Consider the following 16474-nt stretch of genomic DNA (forward strand, 5'->3'; position numbering starts at 1 on the left):
CAAGCTCGCTCCCACAATTATCTGATCTGGGATGCCCAGCGCATGGAGCTAAGACCCGGCCATCCCACGGAGTTCCTCAATCCAATCCCAAAACCTTCAAGACAAATGCATATTCGAGCGCTACGTCACGCAATCCCTGGTAACGCCCGCTCATGCCGCCGTGGCCAGCCCCCAGTTCGGTCTTGAGCAACAGGGGGTTGTCATCGGTCTTGGTGGCTCGCAGTTTCGCCACCCACTTGGCCGCTTCCCAGTACTGTACGCGGCTGTCGTTGTAGCCAGCGATGACCAGCAGCGCCGGATACGCCTGGGCCTTGACGTTTTCGTACGGAGCGTAGGCCCGGATCCGATCATAAACGTCTGGCTCCTGCGGGTTGCCCCATTCGTCGTATTCGGTGACGGTCAGGGGCAGGTCCGGGTCGAGCATGGTGTTGAGCACATCGACGAACGGCACCTCGGCTATCGCCACCTTGAACAGTTCCGGGCGTTGATTGAGCACTGCACCGATCAACAGGCCACCGGCGCTGCCGCCGCTGATTGCCAGTCGATCGGCGCTGGTGAAACCGTTGGTGATCAGATGTTCTGCGCAGGCGATGAAGTCGCTGAAGGTGTTGGGCTTGTGCTCCTGCTTGCCGGCGCGGTACCAGGCTTCACCCAGTTCACCGCCACCGCGCACGTGGGCGATGGCAAACGCCACGCCGCGATCGAGCAGGCTCAGCCGCGCATGGGAGAACCACGGGTCAAGGCTCTCGCCATAAGCACCATAGCCGTACAGGTACAGCGGCACCGGCTGACCGAGGGCTTCACGCTTGACCACCAGGCTGATGGGCACTTGCGTGCCGTCCGCAGCCGTTGCCCACAGCCGCTGGCTGACGTAGGCATCGGCGTCGAACGGCCCCAGCACCGGGGTTTGCTTGAGTACAACCTGTTCGCCACTGGCCAGGTCCAGCTGGCGGATCTGCGCCGGGCGGTTCAAGGCTTCATAGCGCAGGCGAATACGTTCGCTGGAGAACTCCAGACTGTTCTGTACGTGCAGGCTGTAGGCTGCGTCCGGAAGCTGCACCCGATATTTCGGCAAATCCTGTGGGTGCACTTCGATGATCGGCAGGCCGCCTTCGCGCAGGCTCAAGGTCATGGCGCCAGCGTTCAGGCTCAGACCGTCGATCATCACGGTGTCGCTGTGAGGGATCAGGTTCTGCCAGTCGGCTTCGGTCGGCGCCACGCCGGTATCGGCCGCCTGGTACAGCGCAAAGTTGATGCCGTCGCGGTTGCTGCGGATGAACCAGGTCCACTGGCCGTCGAGCAGGCCGTGGTCGACGTCGTATTCGTGGTGCTCGACCCGTGGTGCCAGGCAGATGAATGCCTGCTGGGGCTGCGCGGCATCCAGCACCCAGACCTCGCTGGTGGTCTTGCTGCCCAGGGACAGGATCAATTGCCGCTCGGAACTGGAGCGGTAGCAATGCAGGAAGAATCGCCCGTCCGGCTCATGGAATACTTCTTCCGCGGCCGTGCCATCGAGGCGGTAGCGCCAGAGTTTATGCGGGCGATGGGTCTCGTCCAGCTCGCCGAAGAACAGCGTCAGGCTGTCGTTGGCCCAGGTCATGCTGCCATTGCAATTCTCGAAGGACAGTTCGCTGACCTTCTCATTGGACAATTCCTTCACGAACAGCGTGTAGATCTCATCGCCTGTGGTATCCAGGCTGTAGGCCAGGCGCTGATGATCGGGGCTGATGCTGAACGCCCCGAGGGAGAAGAAGCCGCCGCCCGCCAGTGCGTTCGGGTCCAGTAGCAGCTGTTCGTGGCTCTCATCGACCGTCAGGCTGTCATCGGCCGGGCGCGGGCAACGATAATGGCGCGGGTATTCGTCACCGGCCGTGGTGCGCGTGTAATACAGGTACGGGCCCCAGGGTGAGGGCAGCGACAGGTCGGTCTCGAGGATCCGACCCTTGATTTCCTCGAACAGGGTTTCGCGCAGCGCGGCCTGGTCGGCGAGTTGCGCCTGTTGATAGTTGTTTTCCGCCTTGAGGTAATCGAGCACGGCGTCGGTGTCGCGCTCTTGCAGCCAGGCGTACGGGTCGACGCCAGGGTCCCTGCGGGCAATCGGGGCGTTGGAATCTTGGGCAGATAAGGGCATGAAAGGCTCTCGAACGTTGTACGAAAAGGGACCAGTGGCTTGTGCGGATAGTTCGCAGATAACAACCCTGGTGCCTGAAATTGGACTCGTCCACTCACGGGGCAGCCCGAGGAGCGAAAAGCCGTTACTATAAGCGCCTCTTTGCTTGCCTTGCCACGGACACCATGACCGAGAACGACTATCTGATCGCCTGGGGCCTCTACGCCTTCGCCGCTTTGGGCTGCCTGCTGGTATGGATGCGCATGACCCGCTGGATGTGGCGCTGGTTGCGCGAGCCGTTGCGGTTGCTGATGGCGGTGTTGCTGTTTTGCCCGACGATTATCGACCCGGTGAAGGATAAGTTCGCGCCCGCCGTGGCCATTGTCGCCCTGGATGTGTTGTTCAAGGTTGGCAATAACGTCTGGCGGGCGGCGTCCGACCTGCTGATGTACGGCATGATCGCCTTCGGCGTCTACCTGGTTTTCGTGCTGATCCGCCTCCCCATCGAGCGTGCTTCAAACGCGCGCAAGGAGCGCGCCGCTGCCGCCAAAGCCGCCGCCGCAGCTGATGAGCATGATGAGGCGCCGCCATTCGGCGTGGCCGGTGATGATCGCTACGGTCGCCCACCCGTGCCGAGCAATCCCCAGCGTTCGCGTATCGAACCGCGTCTGTAGCCTGGCCTGCCCTTTGAAGCGAGAGTCCGAGCATGTGTGAATTATTGGGCATGAGCGCCAATGTGCCGACCGACATCGTGTTCAGCTTCACCGGGCTGATGCAGCGCGGTGGCAAGACCGGGCCGCATCGGGACGGTTGGGGCATTGCCTTCTACGAGGGCCGTGGCCTGCGCCTGTTCCAGGACCCGGCTGCGAGCAGCGAATCGGAGGTGGCGAACCTGGTGCAGCGCTATCCGATCAAGAGCGAAGTGGTGATCGGCCACATTCGCCAGGCCAACGTCGGCAAGGTCTGTTTGTCCAATACCCACCCGTTCGTACGCGAGTTGTGGGGCCGCAACTGGTGTTTCGCCCACAACGGCCAGCTCGCCGATTTTCAGCCAGGCGTAAGTTTTTACCGGCCGGTGGGCGATACCGACAGCGAGGCGGCGTTCTGTGATTTGCTCAACCGCGTGCGCCAGGCCTTCCCGGAACCGGTGGACGTCGAGCAACTGTTGCCGACGTTGCTCCAGGCCTGCACCGAATACCGCGGCAAAGGCGTGTTCAATTGTCTGCTGAGCGACGGTGACTGGCTGTTCTGCTATTGCTCGACCAAACTTGCCCAGATCACCCGCCGTGCGCCGTTCGGCCCGGCGCGGCTCAAGGATGTGGATGTGATTGTCGATTTCCAGGCGGAAACCACGCCCAATGATGTGGTCACCGTGATCGCCACCGAACCCTTGACCGAAAACGAAACCTGGACCCGCTATGAACCGGGCCAATGGAGCCTGTGGCGACGCGGCGAATGCGTCAGCCAGGGCCGGACCGAATAAGGACGTCACGTTATGTTGCTCAGCTATCTGCGGTTGGTGTTGTTTGCGGTGGGCCTGTTGGTGGGGGTCCAGGTGCCGGGTTTCATCAACGACTACGCCAAGCGGGTCGAAGCCCACCTGATCGAGGCGCAGACCGGCCTGCAAGGGTTCCAGGGCACCGCCAACCAATTCTTCAAAGGCGACATGCAGGCCCTGGTGGCCCATTACCGCGCCAGCGAAGACCCGATCTTTCGCAGCGACGCCGACAGCCTGAACACCCTGTTGGTGCGCCAGCAGGCCCTGGACAAGCAGTTCCAGGCGATGCAAGGCCCGTGGTACATCCGCTTGCTGCAAGTGGCGCTGGCCGCCGACCCGGACATTCGCAAGGAAACCTGGAACGGCTACAGCTATCAGATCCTGCTGACCCCCGAAGCGATGATCTGGGGCATCAGCGGCGCGATGCTGCTGTCGTTCGGCCTGGAATGCCTGTTCCGTCTGATCGACTGGGTGGTGCTGGGCGGCAAGCGCCTGCGCCAGAGCCGGCCGATTGAGGAGCGGGATCTGCGCGGACTGTAGCACCGCAGATCAAACAGCTTTTTTGTGGCGAGGGAGCTTGCTCCCGCTGGGCTGCGAAGCAGTCCCAAACAATCAACTCAATCTGTCTGGTACACCGAGGTGTCCGGGTTCAGGGCCGCTTCGCAGCCCAGCGGGAGCAAGCTCCCTCGCCACAGATACTGTGTACAGCCACCCCTTGCCGTCGTGGCTGCGTCTATCCAATCAACTTTTTCTTATGACCCGGCCCGTGTTTTATTAGTTGGACGCGTCGGCGTGCACGCTCAAGAATCGAGGCAACCGGTCTCCACGTTTGCAGCGTCGAGGCTTAGAACAATAAAACGTGGAGAACCACCATGAGTGCACCCGACACGCTCGGCGTCCCCAAGAACCAGGCCCGTTCCGGTCCGTTCGACTGGTATCGCAACATCAACCAGCAAGAGCGTCGTACCTTCTGGAGCTGCAAGATCGGCTACGCCCTGGACGGCATGGACACGCAGATGCTCAGTTTCGTGGTGCCCACCCTGATCGCGATGTGGGGCATCACCACCGGGCAGGCGGGGTTGATCCACACCAGCACCCTGATCGCGTCGGCCATTGGCGGTTGGGTAGCGGGGATTCTCTCCGACCGTATCGGTCGGGTGCGCACCTTGCAACTGACGGTGCTGTGGTTCGCGTTCTTTACCTTCCTCTGCGGTTTCGCCCAGAGCTATGAGCAATTGTTGATCGCCCGCACGTTGATGGGCTTTGGCTTCGGCGGCGAGTGGACCGCCGGCGCCGTGTTGATGGGCGAAGTGATCCGCGCCCAGGACCGCGGCAAGGCGGTGGGCATGGTGCAATCGGGTTGGGCGTTGGGCTGGGGCATGACGGCGATTCTGTATGCGCTGCTGTTCTCGGTGTTGCCGCCGGAAGACGCCTGGCGCGCCCTGTTCATCCTGGGCATCGTCCCGGCAGTGTTCGTGATTTTCGTCCGCCGGCTGGTCAAGGACCCGGAGGTCTATAACCAGGCCAAGGCCCGGCAAACCCCGAGCAACCCGGCGAAGTTCTACGAGATCTTCGCTCCCGGCATTCTCTTCACCACGATCCGCGCCTCGCTGTTGACCACTGGTGCGCTGGGCGGCTATTACGCCATCACGTCCTGGCTGCCGACCTTCTTGAAGAACGAGCGCGGCTTGAGCGTCCTGAGCACCGGTGGTTACCTGGCGATGGTGATCATCGGCTCCTACGTGGGCTACGTCATCAGCGCGTACCTGTCGGACATCCTCGGTCGCAAGAAGAACTTCGTCCTGTTCGCCGTCGGTTCGTTCACCATCGTGTTGCTGTATACCCAGGTGCCGGTGAGCAACAACGTGATGCTCTGGCTGGGCTTCCCCCTCGGCTTCTTCGCCTCGGGCATGTTCAGTGGCATGGGCTCGTTTCTCACCGAACTGTTCCCGACACGCATCCGTGGTTCAGGCCAGGGTTTCTGCTACAACATTGGCCGGGCGCTGGCGGCACTGTTCCCGCTGTTGATCGGTCTGCTGAGCCAGAAGGTCCCCCTGAGTGTCGGCATCGGGGCGTTCGCGGCGGTGTCCTACGGGGTGGTGATCCTGGCGGCGCTGAGCCTGCCGGAAACCCAGGGCAAGCAGCTCGAAGCCGAATAATCGATCACCGTGGGGCGCTGGCCCCAGGTAGTAAAAAGCACACCTACAGGAGCGTTCACCGTGAACCGCCTGCTATTGAACTGCGACATCGGCGAGAGCTTCGGCAGCTGGACCATGGGTCTGGACGCCGAGGTAATGCCCTTCATCGATTGCGCCAACATCGCCTGCGGCTTTCACGCAGGCGATCCGAGCATCATGCGCAAGACCGTCAGCCTGGCCCTGAGCCACGGCGTGCGGATCGGCGCGCACCCGGCCTATCAGGACCTGGCGGGCTTCGGTCGCCGATCCATGGCCTATGGCGCCCAGGAACTGCAAGACCTGCTGCACTACCAGATCGGCGCCCTCGACGGCATTTGCCGGGCCCAGGGCGGGCGGGTCAGCTACGTCAAGCCCCACGGTGCGATGTATAACGACATGATGGCGAACCCGGCGCAACTGCGTGCGGTGATCCAGGCGGTTGCCGCCTATGATCGGCAGATGCCACTGATGCTGATGGCAACCCGGGACAACAGCGCCGCCCAGGCCCTGGGCGACGAATATGGCCTGACCTTGTGGTTCGAAGCCTTCGCCGATCGCGCCTACGACAGTGCCGGGCACCTGGTATCGCGCCAGACGCCAGGCGCGGTGCATCACGACCCGCAGATCATCGTCGGCCAGGCCCTGACCATCGCCCGCGGCGATGCGTTGACCGCCAGCGACGGCAGCGCCTTGCACTTGAAAGCCAGTACCCTGTGTGTACACGGTGACAACGCCAGTTCGGTGGCCGCCGTGCAGCGCATCCGCGAAGCCCTGGACCGGCAGGCCGCGCCATGAACCTACGTGTGGAAGTGGTGGCGGTGGACTGCCTGATGGTGCGCCTGTTCGATGAAATCGCCGAAGCCAACATGCCGTGGATGCTCGCTGCCAGCGAGCGCCTGCGGGCAGTGTTCGCCGAACGGCTGATCGACCTGGTGCCGTCCTACACCACATTGATGGTGCATTACGATTTGCTGGCGCTGAGCCCCATGCAGGCTCGGGAGCTGATCGGCGAGGCGTTGAATAACCTGTCGCCCGATGCCCGGACTACCGGCCAATGCCATGTGCTGCCGGTGTGGTACGACCCCAGTGTCGGCCCGGAACTGGCGTTGCTGTCCCGGCGCAGCGGCCTGACGGTGGAGCAGGTGATCCGTTGCCACAGCGAGCGCGAGTACCAGGTATTTGCCCTGGGCTTTGCGCCGGGCTTTGCCTTCATGGGCCTGGTGGACGAGCCACTGGCCGCCCCGCGCCTCGACACGCCGCGCAAGCGCGTGGCGGCGGGCAGTGTCGGCATTGCCGAGCGCCAGACCGCGGCCTACCCGGTGGTATCGCCCGGTGGCTGGAGCCTGATCGGTCGCACCCCGGCCCGTTTGTTTGACCGCGAGCGTGACGGCTACAGCCTGATGCAACCGGGCGACACGGTGCGCTTTGCCGCCGTGGACCGCGCCGAATTCATCGCCCTGGGCGGCGACGACACGCCAATGGAGGCGCAGGCATGAGCCGTTTGTTGATCGAGGCCAGCACCCCGTTGTGCCTGTTGCAGGACGCCGGCCGTTTCGGTGTCCGGCATCTGGGCGTGACCCAGGGCGGCGCGGCGGATTGGCTGTCGATGGCGTGGGCCAACTGGATGCTCGGCAATGCCCTGGACACGGCGGTGGTGGAAATCACCCTCGGCGGTTTCACGGTAGAGGCCGAAGAGGATTGCGTACTGGCGCTGGCCGGGGCGGACCTGGGGGCGCGGATCGACGGGCAGCCGGTCGCATCGTGGCGGTTTTTCAGCCTGCGCAAAGGCCAGGTGTTGTCGCTTACCCAACCGGTGCTCGGGGCCCGGGCCTATCTGGCGGCCCCCGGCGGGTTTGACGCGCCTGCGGTGCTCGGCAGTCGGGCGACTGTGGTGCGGGAAGAACTCGGCGGCCTGGATGGCCAGGGCAGGGCGCTGGTTCGCGGGGAGCACTTGAGCTATCGCGGCACGGCAACGCCCCGGCCGATGCCGCAGGCAAGGATTCCGGATTTCCAGCAAGGGACGCCGTTGGATCTGATTCTGGGCGCGCAGAATGGCACCTTCAGCGGACGGAGCCTGTTCGACGCGTTCAACAGCGCCTGGACATTGGACAGTCGTGCCGACCGCATGGGGATCCGCCTGCTGGGCACGCCATTGGAATACCAGGGCCCGGCGATGATTTCCGAAGGCATTCCCCTGGGCGCCGTGCAGGTGCCACCGGACGGCCAACCGATCGTGCTGCTCAATGACCGGCAGACCATCGGCGGCTATCCGCGCCTGGGCGCGCTGACGCCGCTGGCATTGGCGCGCCTGGCGCAATGCCTGCCGGGGGCGCAGGTGCGGTTGCGGCCGGTGGTGCAGGAGGTTGCGCATCGGCAGCAGGTTGAATGTATGCAAGTGTTTTCCAAAAGCTAAAAGCTAAAAGCTTCGCGAGCAAGCCCGCTCCCACACTGGATCTATGTCGAGCAGAAGATCCAGTGTGGGAGCGGGCTTGCTCGCGAAGAGGCCCTAAAGGGCACCAGAAATCTACTTGGAAAGGAATCGCATCCCTTCCTCCAACCCCCGCAACGTCAGCGGGTACATCCGGTCTTCCACCAACTCCCGGACAATATTGGTCGAAGCGGTATAGCCCCAGGTGTCCTTCGGATAAGGATTGATCCAGATAAGCTTCTTGTATGTCTCCATGAAGCGCTGCATCCACACATAACCGGCTTCTTCGTTCCAATGCTCGACACTGCCGCCGGGCTGGGTGATCTCATAGGGCGCCATGGCGGCGTCGCCGATGAAGATCACTTTGTAGTCGGGACCGTACTTGTGCAGCAGATCATGGGTCGAGGTGCGCTCGGAGGTGCGGCGCAGGTTGTTCTTCCACACCGACTCATAGACAAAGTTGTGGAAGTAGAAATACTCCAGGTGCTTGAACTCGGTCTTGCAGGCCGAGAACAGTTCCTCGCAGATTCTCACATGGGCGTCCATCGAGCCGCCGATGTCGAACAGCAGCAACAACTTCACCGTGTTGCGTCGTTCCGGGCGCATCTGGATGTTCAACAGGCCGGCATCGCGGGCGGTGTGGTCGATGGTGCCGTCGATGTCCAGTTCTTCGGCTGCCCCCTGGCGGGCGAACTTGCGCAGGCGGCGCAGGGCGATCTTGATGTTGCGGGTGCCCAGTTCCACCTGGTCGTCGAGGTTCTTGTACTCGCGTTGGTCCCAGACCTTCACGGCCTTGCCCTGGCGCTTGCCGGCGTCGCCGACACGGATGCCTTCAGGGTTGAAGCCACCGGAGCCGAACGGGCTGGTGCCGCCGGTGCCGATCCACTTGTTGCCGCCGGCGTGGCGTTCCTTCTGTTCTTCCAGGCGCTTCTTGAACTCTTCGATCAGCTTGTCCAGGCCGCCCAGGGATTGGATCTGCGCCCGTTCCTCATCGGTCAGCGAACGCTCGAATTCCTTGCGCAGCCAGTCCTCGGGAATCAGCGCCTGGAGGTGATCGTCGAGTTTCTCCAGGCCATTGAAGTAGGCAGCGAATGCCCGGTCGAACTTGTCGAAATGCCGCTCGTCCTTCACCAGGATCGCCCGGGACAGGTAATAGAACTCATCCATGTCGGCGAAGACCACTCGCTGTTTCAGCGCGTTGATCAGGTCCAGCAGTTCACGCACCGACACCGGCACCTTGGCGGCGCGCATTTCATTGAACAGGTTTAGCAGCATGGCGGTTGCCCTCGCGCTGGGTGGACGAGAGGCTCAGCGCGTGCCGCGACGGCTCATGAACGCCAGGCGCTCAAGCAGTTGCACGTCCTGTTCGTTCTTGACCAGGGCACCGGCCAGCGGCGGAATGGCCTTGGTCGGATCGCGCTCGCGCAGGACCGCTTCGCCGATGTTGTCGGCCATCAGCAGCTTGAGCCAGTCCACCAGTTCGGAGGTGGAAGGCTTTTTCTTCAGGCCCGGGACCTTGCGCACGTCGAAGAACACGTCCAGCGCTTCGCTGACCAGGTCTTTCTTGATGTCCGGGTAATGCACATCGACGATTTTCTGCAGGGTGACTCGGTCCGGGAAGGCGATGTAGTGGAAGAAGCAGCGACGCAGGAAGGCGTCCGGCAGCTCTTTTTCGTTGTTGGAAGTAATGATGATGATCGGGCGCTGCTTGGCCTTGATGGTTTCATCGGTCTCGTAGACATAGAACTCCATCTTGTCGAGCTCTTGCAGCAAGTCGTTGGGGAACTCGATGTCGGCCTTGTCGATTTCGTCGATCAGCAGGATCACGCGCTCCTCGGACTCGAATGCTTCCCAGAGCTTGCCCTTCTTCAGGTAGTTGCGCACGTCATGGACCTTGTCCACCCCCAGCTGCGAGTCGCGCAGGCGGCTGACCGCATCGTACTCGTACAGACCCTGGTGGGCCTTGGTGGTGGACTTGATGTGCCAGGTAATCAAGCGTGCGCCGAAAGATTGCGCCAGTTGCTCGGCCAGCATGGTCTTGCCGGTGCCCGGCTCGCCCTTGACCAGCAACGGCCGCTCCAGGGTAATGGCGGCGTTCACGGCCAGCTTCAGGTCATCGGTGGCCACGTAGGCGCTGGTGCCTTCGAACTTCATCTGCAATTTCCTCGAACGTGTCGCCGGCCCGATGAGGCGGGGCGCGCGAAATAAATGTCGTGCCCGACTATAACGCGGCGCCGCGCCGCCTGTGAACGCAGACGCTGTATTCAGTCTCTGAATGGAGCGTCAGATGTTGACTAGGTCTAGGCCGCGACCACTGAACAATGGGTCGCAATGCAGTAGCGACCATGACCCGCTTCTGTGGCGAGGGAGCTTGCTCCCGCTTGGCAGGGCTGACGTCCAGGGCGCAGCGCTCGCAGGTTTTTGGGGTCGCTGCGCAACCCAGCGGGAGCAAGCTCCCTCGCCACAGGGATAGCGGTGCTCAGGAGTGAGCAGTACGGTCGCTAATCCTTGGAAGGCGGCGGCTGCTCGTAGCGCGCATTGAACGCCTGGACGAAGCCATTACGCAGGATTTGCAGGAAGGCTTCGAAGGCGCTGATGTTCTGTTGATGCACGTTGCCGCTGAGTTCCACCCGGGTGGCGAACTGGTTCTTGCGCTGGTTCTTGAGGGCTGTTTCCCCTGTGCCGACCAGCGCCTCCCAGACCGAGCGGAAGATGTTCTTTTTCTCGTTTTCCACGTCCTGCTGCCAGTCGAACACGTCCACATCGCGCAACAGTGGCTTGATGTAGCCGCTGAGCCGGGCATTGTCGGCCTGGGCTTCGATCACGAGGTCGCCATGGCCGGCGTTGAAGTCGAATTTGCCATAGGCCGCGGCAAAGTCGTTCAGGCGCTTGAGCTCGATATTCCTGGCCCGCAGGCGAAAGTCGAAATCCTCGAAATTGCTCAGCGGATCGAAGGTTGCCTGTACTTCCAGCGGCGCGTGTTCGGCTACCAGCGCCTTGCCCTCGAAGCGGGCGTCGCGCTTGCCTTCGGTGTCCACTACGTTGGTCAGGTTATAGAAGCTGGCGTTGACCTCGGTGGCCCGCAGGTTGACCGGTGGCTGTGAGTTGAAGTTGCGAAAGGTGATCTTGCCGTCGCGAATTCGCACTTCGTTGAGGGTGATGGGCAGCAGCTTGCTGAGTTGCTCGCGCCAATTGGTGCCCTGACCGGTCTGAGAGTTCTGACGGTTGGGGCCGCCATCGACGAAGTTCACTTCGGGGCGAGCGAATTCGGCTTCGGCCACCACGGCATGGTCGTACCACAGCGAGTGCCAACTGACGGACAGGTCGATCAGCGGCGCGTCGACGAACGGCACCGGGACCTTACCGTCGACCTTGACGATTTTCAGGCCATTGATCCGATAGGCGCCGCGCCACAGCGCCAGGTCCACGTCGGTGACCTGGCCGCGGTAATCGCCCATGTCGGCCAGTTTGTCGTTCAAGTAGTCGCGCACCAGGTAGGGCAAAGTGAAATGCAGGGCCACCAGCACCGCGACGATGGCGGCGAGCGTCCACAGTGGCCAGCTGTATCGGCGTTTCATGTCAGCACTCCCAGCGTTGTTAATGCCATTGACTGTTGGAGCAACCGGAACGTTCGGTGCAACTGGACGCACTCGGGCAACAGGCATACCTTTAGGCGCTAAATTCCTGCTGAATCAAGGACCCCAGCCATGAGCCGCATATTCGCTGACAACGCCCATTCCATCGGTAATACGCCGTTGGTGCAGATCAACCGCATTGCCCCACGCGGCGTGACCATCCTGGCGAAGATCGAAGGGCGCAATCCGGGTTATTCGGTCAAGTGCCGGATCGGCGCGAACATGATCTGGGACGCGGAAAGCTCGGGCCGGCTCAAGCCGGGCATGACGATTGTCGAACCGACCTCGGGCAACACCGGCATCGGCCTGGCGTTTGTCGCCGCCGCCCGTGGCTACAAGCTGATGCTGACCATGCCTTCATCCATGAGCATCGAGCGGCGCAAGGTGCTCAAGGCCCTGGGCGCGGAGCTGGTGCTCACCGAACCGGCCAAGGGCATGAAAGGCGCCATCGAAAAAGCCGCTGAAATCCTTGCCAGCGACCCGTCCAAATACTTCATGCCGCAGCAGTTCGAAAACCCGGCGAACCCGGCGATCCACGAAAAGACCACCGGCCCGGAAATCTGGAACGACACCGACGGCGCGGTGGACGTACTAGTCGCGGGCGTAGGCACTGGCGGAACGATTACCGGGGTGTCGCGGTATATCAAGAACACTTGCGGCAAGCCGATCCTGTCGGTGGCGGTGGAGCCGGAGACCTCGCCGGTAATTACCCAGGCGCTGGCGGGGCAGGAGATCAAGCCCAGCCCACACAAGATCCAGGGGATCGGCGCCGGGTTCGTGCCGAAGAACCTCGATCTGTCGATGGTCGATCAGGTCGAGCGGGTCACGGATGAGGAATCCAAGGCCATGGCCCTGCGGCTGATGCAGGAGGAGGGCATCCTCTGCGGCATTTCCTGTGGCGCAGCCATGGCGGTGGCCGCACGTCTGGCGGAAAAGCCGGAAATGCAAGGCAAGACCATCGTAGTGATCCTGCCGGATTCGGGCGAGCGGTACTTGTCGAGCATGTTGTTCAGTGATTTGTTTACCGAGCAGGAGATCCAGCAGTAACAACGGGCTCACCGCGAGGGTGGATGAACATCATTGTGGCGAGGGAGCTTGCTCCCGCTCGACTGCGAAGCAGGCGCCTGCAGTCTTGGGGCAATTATCGCAGTGGGGGTGCTGCGCGCCCCAGCGGGAGCAAGCTCCCTCGCCACAAAAGCCGCTTCAGGTTTGAGCCACGGTGTTGGATCGGTGTCAGCCAAGGGTCAGGCCAGGGGTGTCATGAATGTCATTGTTGCGCATCCCTCAACAATGAATATTACGCCGGGCGGTTCCTTACGCTGCCGACGATCTATACCATGACCGGCCGCTGCGCTGGCCCGATGGCATTGCGTTAGTTGTTTTCTGACAAGGAGTTCCAGATGACTTTTTCGTTTGTCGCCAAGGCCTCGGTGCTGCTGTTGTTTCTCGGCAGCACGCTGTACGTGCATCTGCGCGGTAAGGCGCGTTTGCCGGTCTTGCGCCAATTCGTCAATCATTCAGCGTTGTTCGCTCCTTATAACGCCTTGATGTACCTGTTCTCCGGCGTACCTTCCAAACCCTACCTGGATCGCAGCAAGTTTCCCGAACTGGATGTGCTCAAGGATAACTGGCAGGTCATCCGCGACGAGGCCATGCACCTGTTCGACGAGGGGTACATCCGCGCTGCGGAGAAGAACAACGATGCCGGTTTCGGTTCGTTTTTCAAGAAAGGCTGGAAGCGTTTCTACCTCAAGTGGTACGACAAACCGCTGCCCTCCGCCGAGCTGCTCTGCCCGAAAACCGTCGAGCTGGTGAGCGCGATTCCCAATGTGAAAGGCGCGATGTTTGCGCTGTTGCCCGGCGGCAGCCACCTGAACCCCCATCGCGATCCGTTCGCCGGTTCCCTGCGTTATCACCTGGGGCTGTCCACACCCAACTCCGAAGACTGCCGCATCTTTGTCGACGGTCAGGTCTATGCCTGGCGCGACGGTGAAGACGTGATGTTCGACGAGACCTACGTGCACTGGGTGAAGAACGAAACCCCGCAGACCCGGGTGATCCTGTTCTGTGACGTCGAACGGCCCCTGAGCAACCGCCTGATGACCCGCGTCAATCGCGCCATCAGCGCTTTCCTCGGCCGCGCCACCGCGCCGCAGAACCTGGATGACGAACGCGTCGGTGGGATCAACCAGGCTTATGCCTGGAGCAAGTCGTTCAGCGACGCCTTCAGCGGCCGGGTCAAGCAGTTCAAGCGCAAGCACCCCAAGGCGTACCGGGTGATGCGGCCGGTGCTGGCGGTGCTGGTGCTCACGGCGCTTGGCTATTGGTTGTTCGGTTAAGGGTTGCGCAATACTTCGGGCGCTGGTTATAGTCAGCGCTCGTCGGGTTCTCGAACCCACCTTCCCAAGAGATCGGCTCATGCCTGTATCCCCTGTCATCGCGGTTGTGGTTCCAGCGTTCAACGCTGGCGTCGTGCCGTGCGGGAATCAGCAGCCTGTGCAGATCGGTCAATACCCCCCACCTGTCAGTAGCCCGGTATACGGCGTCGTATCACCGCCGGGTGTTGGCGTTCAGGGCTGATCGGCAACGGTTGCCATCCCCTGTGCCTGCCTGAAAAAAACGACTGGACTTCAGCCTCGGCTGAGTTGGCTTTTGCCTGACTACAGGTGGTATCCATGTTTTCCCTATCCAAGAACGCCTTATTGGCGGCGGCTTCCACGAGCCTGTTCGTCCTGCTGTGGAGCAGCGGGGCAATCTTTTCCAAACTGGGCCTGGCCCACGCTTCGCCTTTTGCTTTTCTGCTGATGCGGTTTGCCATTGCACTGTGTGCCTTGGTGCTCTTGATCCCGGTGTTCAGGTTCAAGCTGCCCAAGGCCGGCAAGCCGATGATCTATGCCGCGATCACGGGGTTAGTGCTGTTGGGGGGCTATCAGATTTTCTATCTGTTGGCCCTGCAGATGAACGTCACCCCCGGCGTGATGGCGACTCTGATGGGCGTGCAACCGATCCTCACCGTGGTGCTCGTGGAACGTCATCGTTCCTGGCAGCGTCTGTTCGGCCTGGCGCTCGGGCTGGTCGGGTTGGTCATGGTGGTCTACCAGGGCATCGGGTTGGCTGGGATGTCCTTGACGGGAATGCTGTGCGGGTTGCTGGCACTGGTGTCCATGACCGCAGGTTCGATCATGCAGAAACGCATTACCGATAATCCCCTCGGCACGCTGCCGGTGCAGTATCTGGCCGGGCTTTTACTGTGCGCCGTGTTCGCGCCTTTCCAGCCATTGCATTTCGAGAGCAACGCCGGCTTCATCGTGCCGGTATTGTGGATGGGGCTGGTGGTATCGGTGCTGGCGACGTTGCTGCTGTACCGGTTGATTGCACGGGGCAACCTGGTGAACGTCACCAGCCTGTTCTATCTGGTGCCGGCAGTGACGGCGGTCATGGATTACCTGGTGTTCGGCAACCGGCTGGCACTGTTGAGCTGGCTGGGTATGCTGCTGATCATCGTCGGGCTGGTATTTGTGTTTCGTAAAAGCGGCTGATCGATAGATCGTCGGTGCCGTAGGACCGCTATCGCGAGCAAGCTCGCTCCCACAAGGATCACCTGACCCCTGTGGGAGCGAGCCTGCTCGCGATGGCATTTTCAGCCGCAGCGATGACCTACCGACCAGTCCCCTCAGCCGGCTTCACCGCCCCAGGCTTCAGCACCAACCACAACGCCGCCGCTATCAACACCCCGCCATACAAATGCGCCATCCCCAGCGGCTCATCCAGCAGCAAAGCCCCCCACAACACGCCGAATGGCGGAATCAGAAAGGTCACGGTCATCGACTTCACCGGGCCGATGGAACTGAGCAGGCGGAAGTAAAGAATGTAGGCCAACGCCGTGCACACCAGCCCCAACCCCAGCAGCGACCACCAGACACTCCAGCCGCCCCAGCTGGCCGGTGGCTGGCTGATGACGCTGTAGCCGAACAGCGGCAGCAAGAACACCGTGGCGCCGAACATGCTACCCAGGGTCGAGAGACGGCTGTCCAACCCTCCTTGATGATCGAGCCAGCGACGGGTGAGGAAACCGGCGAAGCCGTAGCAGGCGGTGGCGACCAAGCAGGCGAGGGCGCCCATCAGCAGTTGCAGGTCGAAGGCCACCGGGCCGGCGCCGGTCAGGATGCCGACACCGAGCAGTCCGAGAAACACGCCACTGAGCTTGGCCGCGGTGAGTTTTTCGCTGAAGAACAACCCGCCGATCAGCACGCCCATGAGCGGTGTCGTCGCGTTGAAAATCGCCGAGTAGCCGGCCGGCAGCACCTGGGCCGCCACCGAGTAGAACGTGGCCGGAATGCCGGAGTTGATCAGGCCCAGCGCCATCACCACTTTCAGCTTGCCGCGAAAATTGAAGTCGATGCGCATCAGGGCCAGGATCACTAGCAGCCCGACAAAGGCGATGGACACCCTGAAAAACGCGGTGGGAATCGTGCCAATGACCGGGGCGATGATGCGCATGAACAGGAAGCTCGCGCCCCAGATGGCGGCCAGGGACAGCAGACGCAGGAAGTCGACGGGGTTCACGGGGCATTCCTTGCTGGAGGGGCCGGCCAGTGTCGCCGCCCCCGATACCGATGGCAATGG

General features: G+C 62.0%; 15 protein-coding genes. 10 read left to right on the top strand and 5 right to left on the bottom strand.

What is annotated here, in order from left to right; all coding sequences use genetic code 11:
* Window positions 1–76 precede the first annotated feature (76 nt).
* On the bottom strand, window positions 77–2131 hold the full coding sequence (locus ACLEJR_RS15915) for a S9 family peptidase (protein ID WP_440814967.1): 2055 nt from the start codon (window positions 2129–2131) through the stop codon (window positions 77–79).
* A gap of 164 nt (window positions 2132–2295) precedes the next feature.
* Between ACLEJR_RS15915 and ACLEJR_RS15920 the strand changes: the two genes are divergently transcribed.
* The 7 genes from ACLEJR_RS15920 to ACLEJR_RS15950 all read left to right on the top strand — a co-directional run bounded on the left by ACLEJR_RS15920 (window position 2296) and on the right by ACLEJR_RS15950 (window position 8198).
* The gene (locus tag ACLEJR_RS15920) at window positions 2296–2784 is read left to right on the top strand and encodes an MFS transporter (RefSeq protein ID WP_440814969.1); all 489 of its coding nucleotides are present in this window, start codon (window positions 2296–2298) and stop codon (window positions 2782–2784) included.
* Between the two features lie 32 nt (window positions 2785–2816).
* Window positions 2817–3593: a class II glutamine amidotransferase gene (locus ACLEJR_RS15925; protein ID WP_440814971.1), complete on the top strand. Its 777-nt coding sequence runs from the start codon at window positions 2817–2819 to the stop codon at window positions 3591–3593.
* A 12-nt stretch (window positions 3594–3605) separates the two neighbouring features.
* A complete protein-coding gene (locus ACLEJR_RS15930; RefSeq protein WP_003184238.1) occupies window positions 3606–4148 on the top strand; it encodes a DUF2937 family protein in 543 nt (180 codons plus the stop codon).
* A 332-nt stretch (window positions 4149–4480) separates the two neighbouring features.
* A complete protein-coding gene (locus tag ACLEJR_RS15935) occupies window positions 4481–5767 on the top strand; it encodes an MFS transporter (RefSeq protein WP_440797577.1) in 1287 nt (428 codons plus the stop codon).
* 60 nt (window positions 5768–5827) lie between these two features.
* Window positions 5828–6580, top strand: coding sequence for a 5-oxoprolinase subunit PxpA (locus ACLEJR_RS15940; RefSeq protein WP_440814972.1), 753 nt, complete (start codon window positions 5828–5830; stop codon window positions 6578–6580).
* Complete coding sequence (pxpB, locus tag ACLEJR_RS15945) at window positions 6577–7281, top strand: 5-oxoprolinase subunit PxpB (protein WP_440814974.1); 705 nt, start codon at window positions 6577–6579, stop codon at window positions 7279–7281. Before ACLEJR_RS15940 ends, pxpB begins: the two co-directional genes overlap by 4 nt.
* Window positions 7278–8198, top strand: a complete 921-nt coding sequence (locus ACLEJR_RS15950; protein WP_440814976.1) for a biotin-dependent carboxyltransferase family protein — start codon at window positions 7278–7280, stop codon at window positions 8196–8198. The genes pxpB and ACLEJR_RS15950 overlap by 4 nt, the downstream gene beginning before the upstream one ends.
* 111 nt (window positions 8199–8309) lie before the next feature.
* On the opposite strand, the gene ACLEJR_RS15955 is transcribed toward ACLEJR_RS15950, so the two are convergent.
* The 3 genes from ACLEJR_RS15955 to ACLEJR_RS15965 form a co-directional block, all read right to left on the bottom strand.
* Complete coding sequence (locus ACLEJR_RS15955; RefSeq protein ID WP_440814978.1) at window positions 8310–9488, bottom strand: vWA domain-containing protein; 1179 nt, start codon at window positions 9486–9488, stop codon at window positions 8310–8312.
* 33 nt (window positions 9489–9521) lie between these two features.
* A complete protein-coding gene (locus ACLEJR_RS15960) occupies window positions 9522–10367 on the bottom strand; it encodes an AAA family ATPase (protein WP_024780422.1) in 846 nt (281 codons plus the stop codon).
* 347 nt (window positions 10368–10714) lie between these two features.
* Window positions 10715–11791: a DUF748 domain-containing protein gene (locus ACLEJR_RS15965; protein WP_440797588.1), complete on the bottom strand. Its 1077-nt coding sequence runs from the start codon at window positions 11789–11791 to the stop codon at window positions 10715–10717.
* A gap of 129 nt (window positions 11792–11920) precedes the next feature.
* On the opposite strand from ACLEJR_RS15965, the gene cysK reads away from it, so the two are divergent.
* The 3 genes from cysK to ACLEJR_RS15980 all read left to right on the top strand — a co-directional run bounded on the left by cysK (window position 11921) and on the right by ACLEJR_RS15980 (window position 15387).
* A complete protein-coding gene (cysK, locus tag ACLEJR_RS15970; RefSeq protein WP_440814980.1) occupies window positions 11921–12895 on the top strand; it encodes a cysteine synthase A in 975 nt (324 codons plus the stop codon).
* Between the two features lie 353 nt (window positions 12896–13248).
* A complete protein-coding gene (locus ACLEJR_RS15975) occupies window positions 13249–14187 on the top strand; it encodes an aspartyl/asparaginyl beta-hydroxylase domain-containing protein (RefSeq protein WP_440797592.1) in 939 nt (312 codons plus the stop codon).
* A gap of 336 nt (window positions 14188–14523) precedes the next feature.
* On the top strand, window positions 14524–15387 hold the full coding sequence (locus ACLEJR_RS15980) for a DMT family transporter (protein ID WP_440814982.1): 864 nt from the start codon (window positions 14524–14526) through the stop codon (window positions 15385–15387).
* A 118-nt stretch (window positions 15388–15505) separates the two neighbouring features.
* On the opposite strand, the gene ACLEJR_RS15985 is transcribed toward ACLEJR_RS15980, so the two are convergent.
* Window positions 15506–16414, bottom strand: a complete 909-nt coding sequence (locus ACLEJR_RS15985) for a DMT family transporter (protein ID WP_440797596.1) — start codon at window positions 16412–16414, stop codon at window positions 15506–15508.
* Between the last annotated feature and the right edge of the window lie 60 nt (window positions 16415–16474).

Origin of the sequence: Pseudomonas sp. SMN5, assembly GCF_052041925.1 — a bacterium.
GTDB lineage: Bacteria > Pseudomonadota > Gammaproteobacteria > Pseudomonadales > Pseudomonadaceae > Aquipseudomonas.

What these genes read in the sequence shown, in the direction of transcription:
- ACLEJR_RS15915 (WP_440814967.1), bottom strand. Translation starts at nt 2,131, where the DNA reads ATGCCCTTATCTGCCCAAGATTCCAACGCCCCGATTGCCCGCAGGGAC.
- ACLEJR_RS15920 (WP_440814969.1), top strand. Translation starts at nt 2,296, where the DNA reads ATGACCGAGAACGACTATCTGATCGCCTGGGGCCTCTACGCCTTCGCC.
- ACLEJR_RS15925 (WP_440814971.1), top strand. Translation starts at nt 2,817, where the DNA reads ATGTGTGAATTATTGGGCATGAGCGCCAATGTGCCGACCGACATCGTG.
- ACLEJR_RS15930 (WP_003184238.1), top strand. Translation starts at nt 3,606, where the DNA reads ATGTTGCTCAGCTATCTGCGGTTGGTGTTGTTTGCGGTGGGCCTGTTG.
- ACLEJR_RS15935 (WP_440797577.1), top strand. Translation starts at nt 4,481, where the DNA reads ATGAGTGCACCCGACACGCTCGGCGTCCCCAAGAACCAGGCCCGTTCC.
- pxpB (WP_440814974.1), top strand. Translation starts at nt 6,577, where the DNA reads ATGAACCTACGTGTGGAAGTGGTGGCGGTGGACTGCCTGATGGTGCGC.
- ACLEJR_RS15950 (WP_440814976.1), top strand. Translation starts at nt 7,278, where the DNA reads ATGAGCCGTTTGTTGATCGAGGCCAGCACCCCGTTGTGCCTGTTGCAG.
- ACLEJR_RS15955 (WP_440814978.1), bottom strand. Translation starts at nt 9,488, where the DNA reads ATGCTGCTAAACCTGTTCAATGAAATGCGCGCCGCCAAGGTGCCGGTG.
- ACLEJR_RS15960 (WP_024780422.1), bottom strand. Translation starts at nt 10,367, where the DNA reads ATGAAGTTCGAAGGCACCAGCGCCTACGTGGCCACCGATGACCTGAAG.
- ACLEJR_RS15965 (WP_440797588.1), bottom strand. Translation starts at nt 11,791, where the DNA reads ATGAAACGCCGATACAGCTGGCCACTGTGGACGCTCGCCGCCATCGTC.
- cysK (WP_440814980.1), top strand. Translation starts at nt 11,921, where the DNA reads ATGAGCCGCATATTCGCTGACAACGCCCATTCCATCGGTAATACGCCG.
- ACLEJR_RS15975 (WP_440797592.1), top strand. Translation starts at nt 13,249, where the DNA reads ATGACTTTTTCGTTTGTCGCCAAGGCCTCGGTGCTGCTGTTGTTTCTC.
- ACLEJR_RS15980 (WP_440814982.1), top strand. Translation starts at nt 14,524, where the DNA reads ATGTTTTCCCTATCCAAGAACGCCTTATTGGCGGCGGCTTCCACGAGC.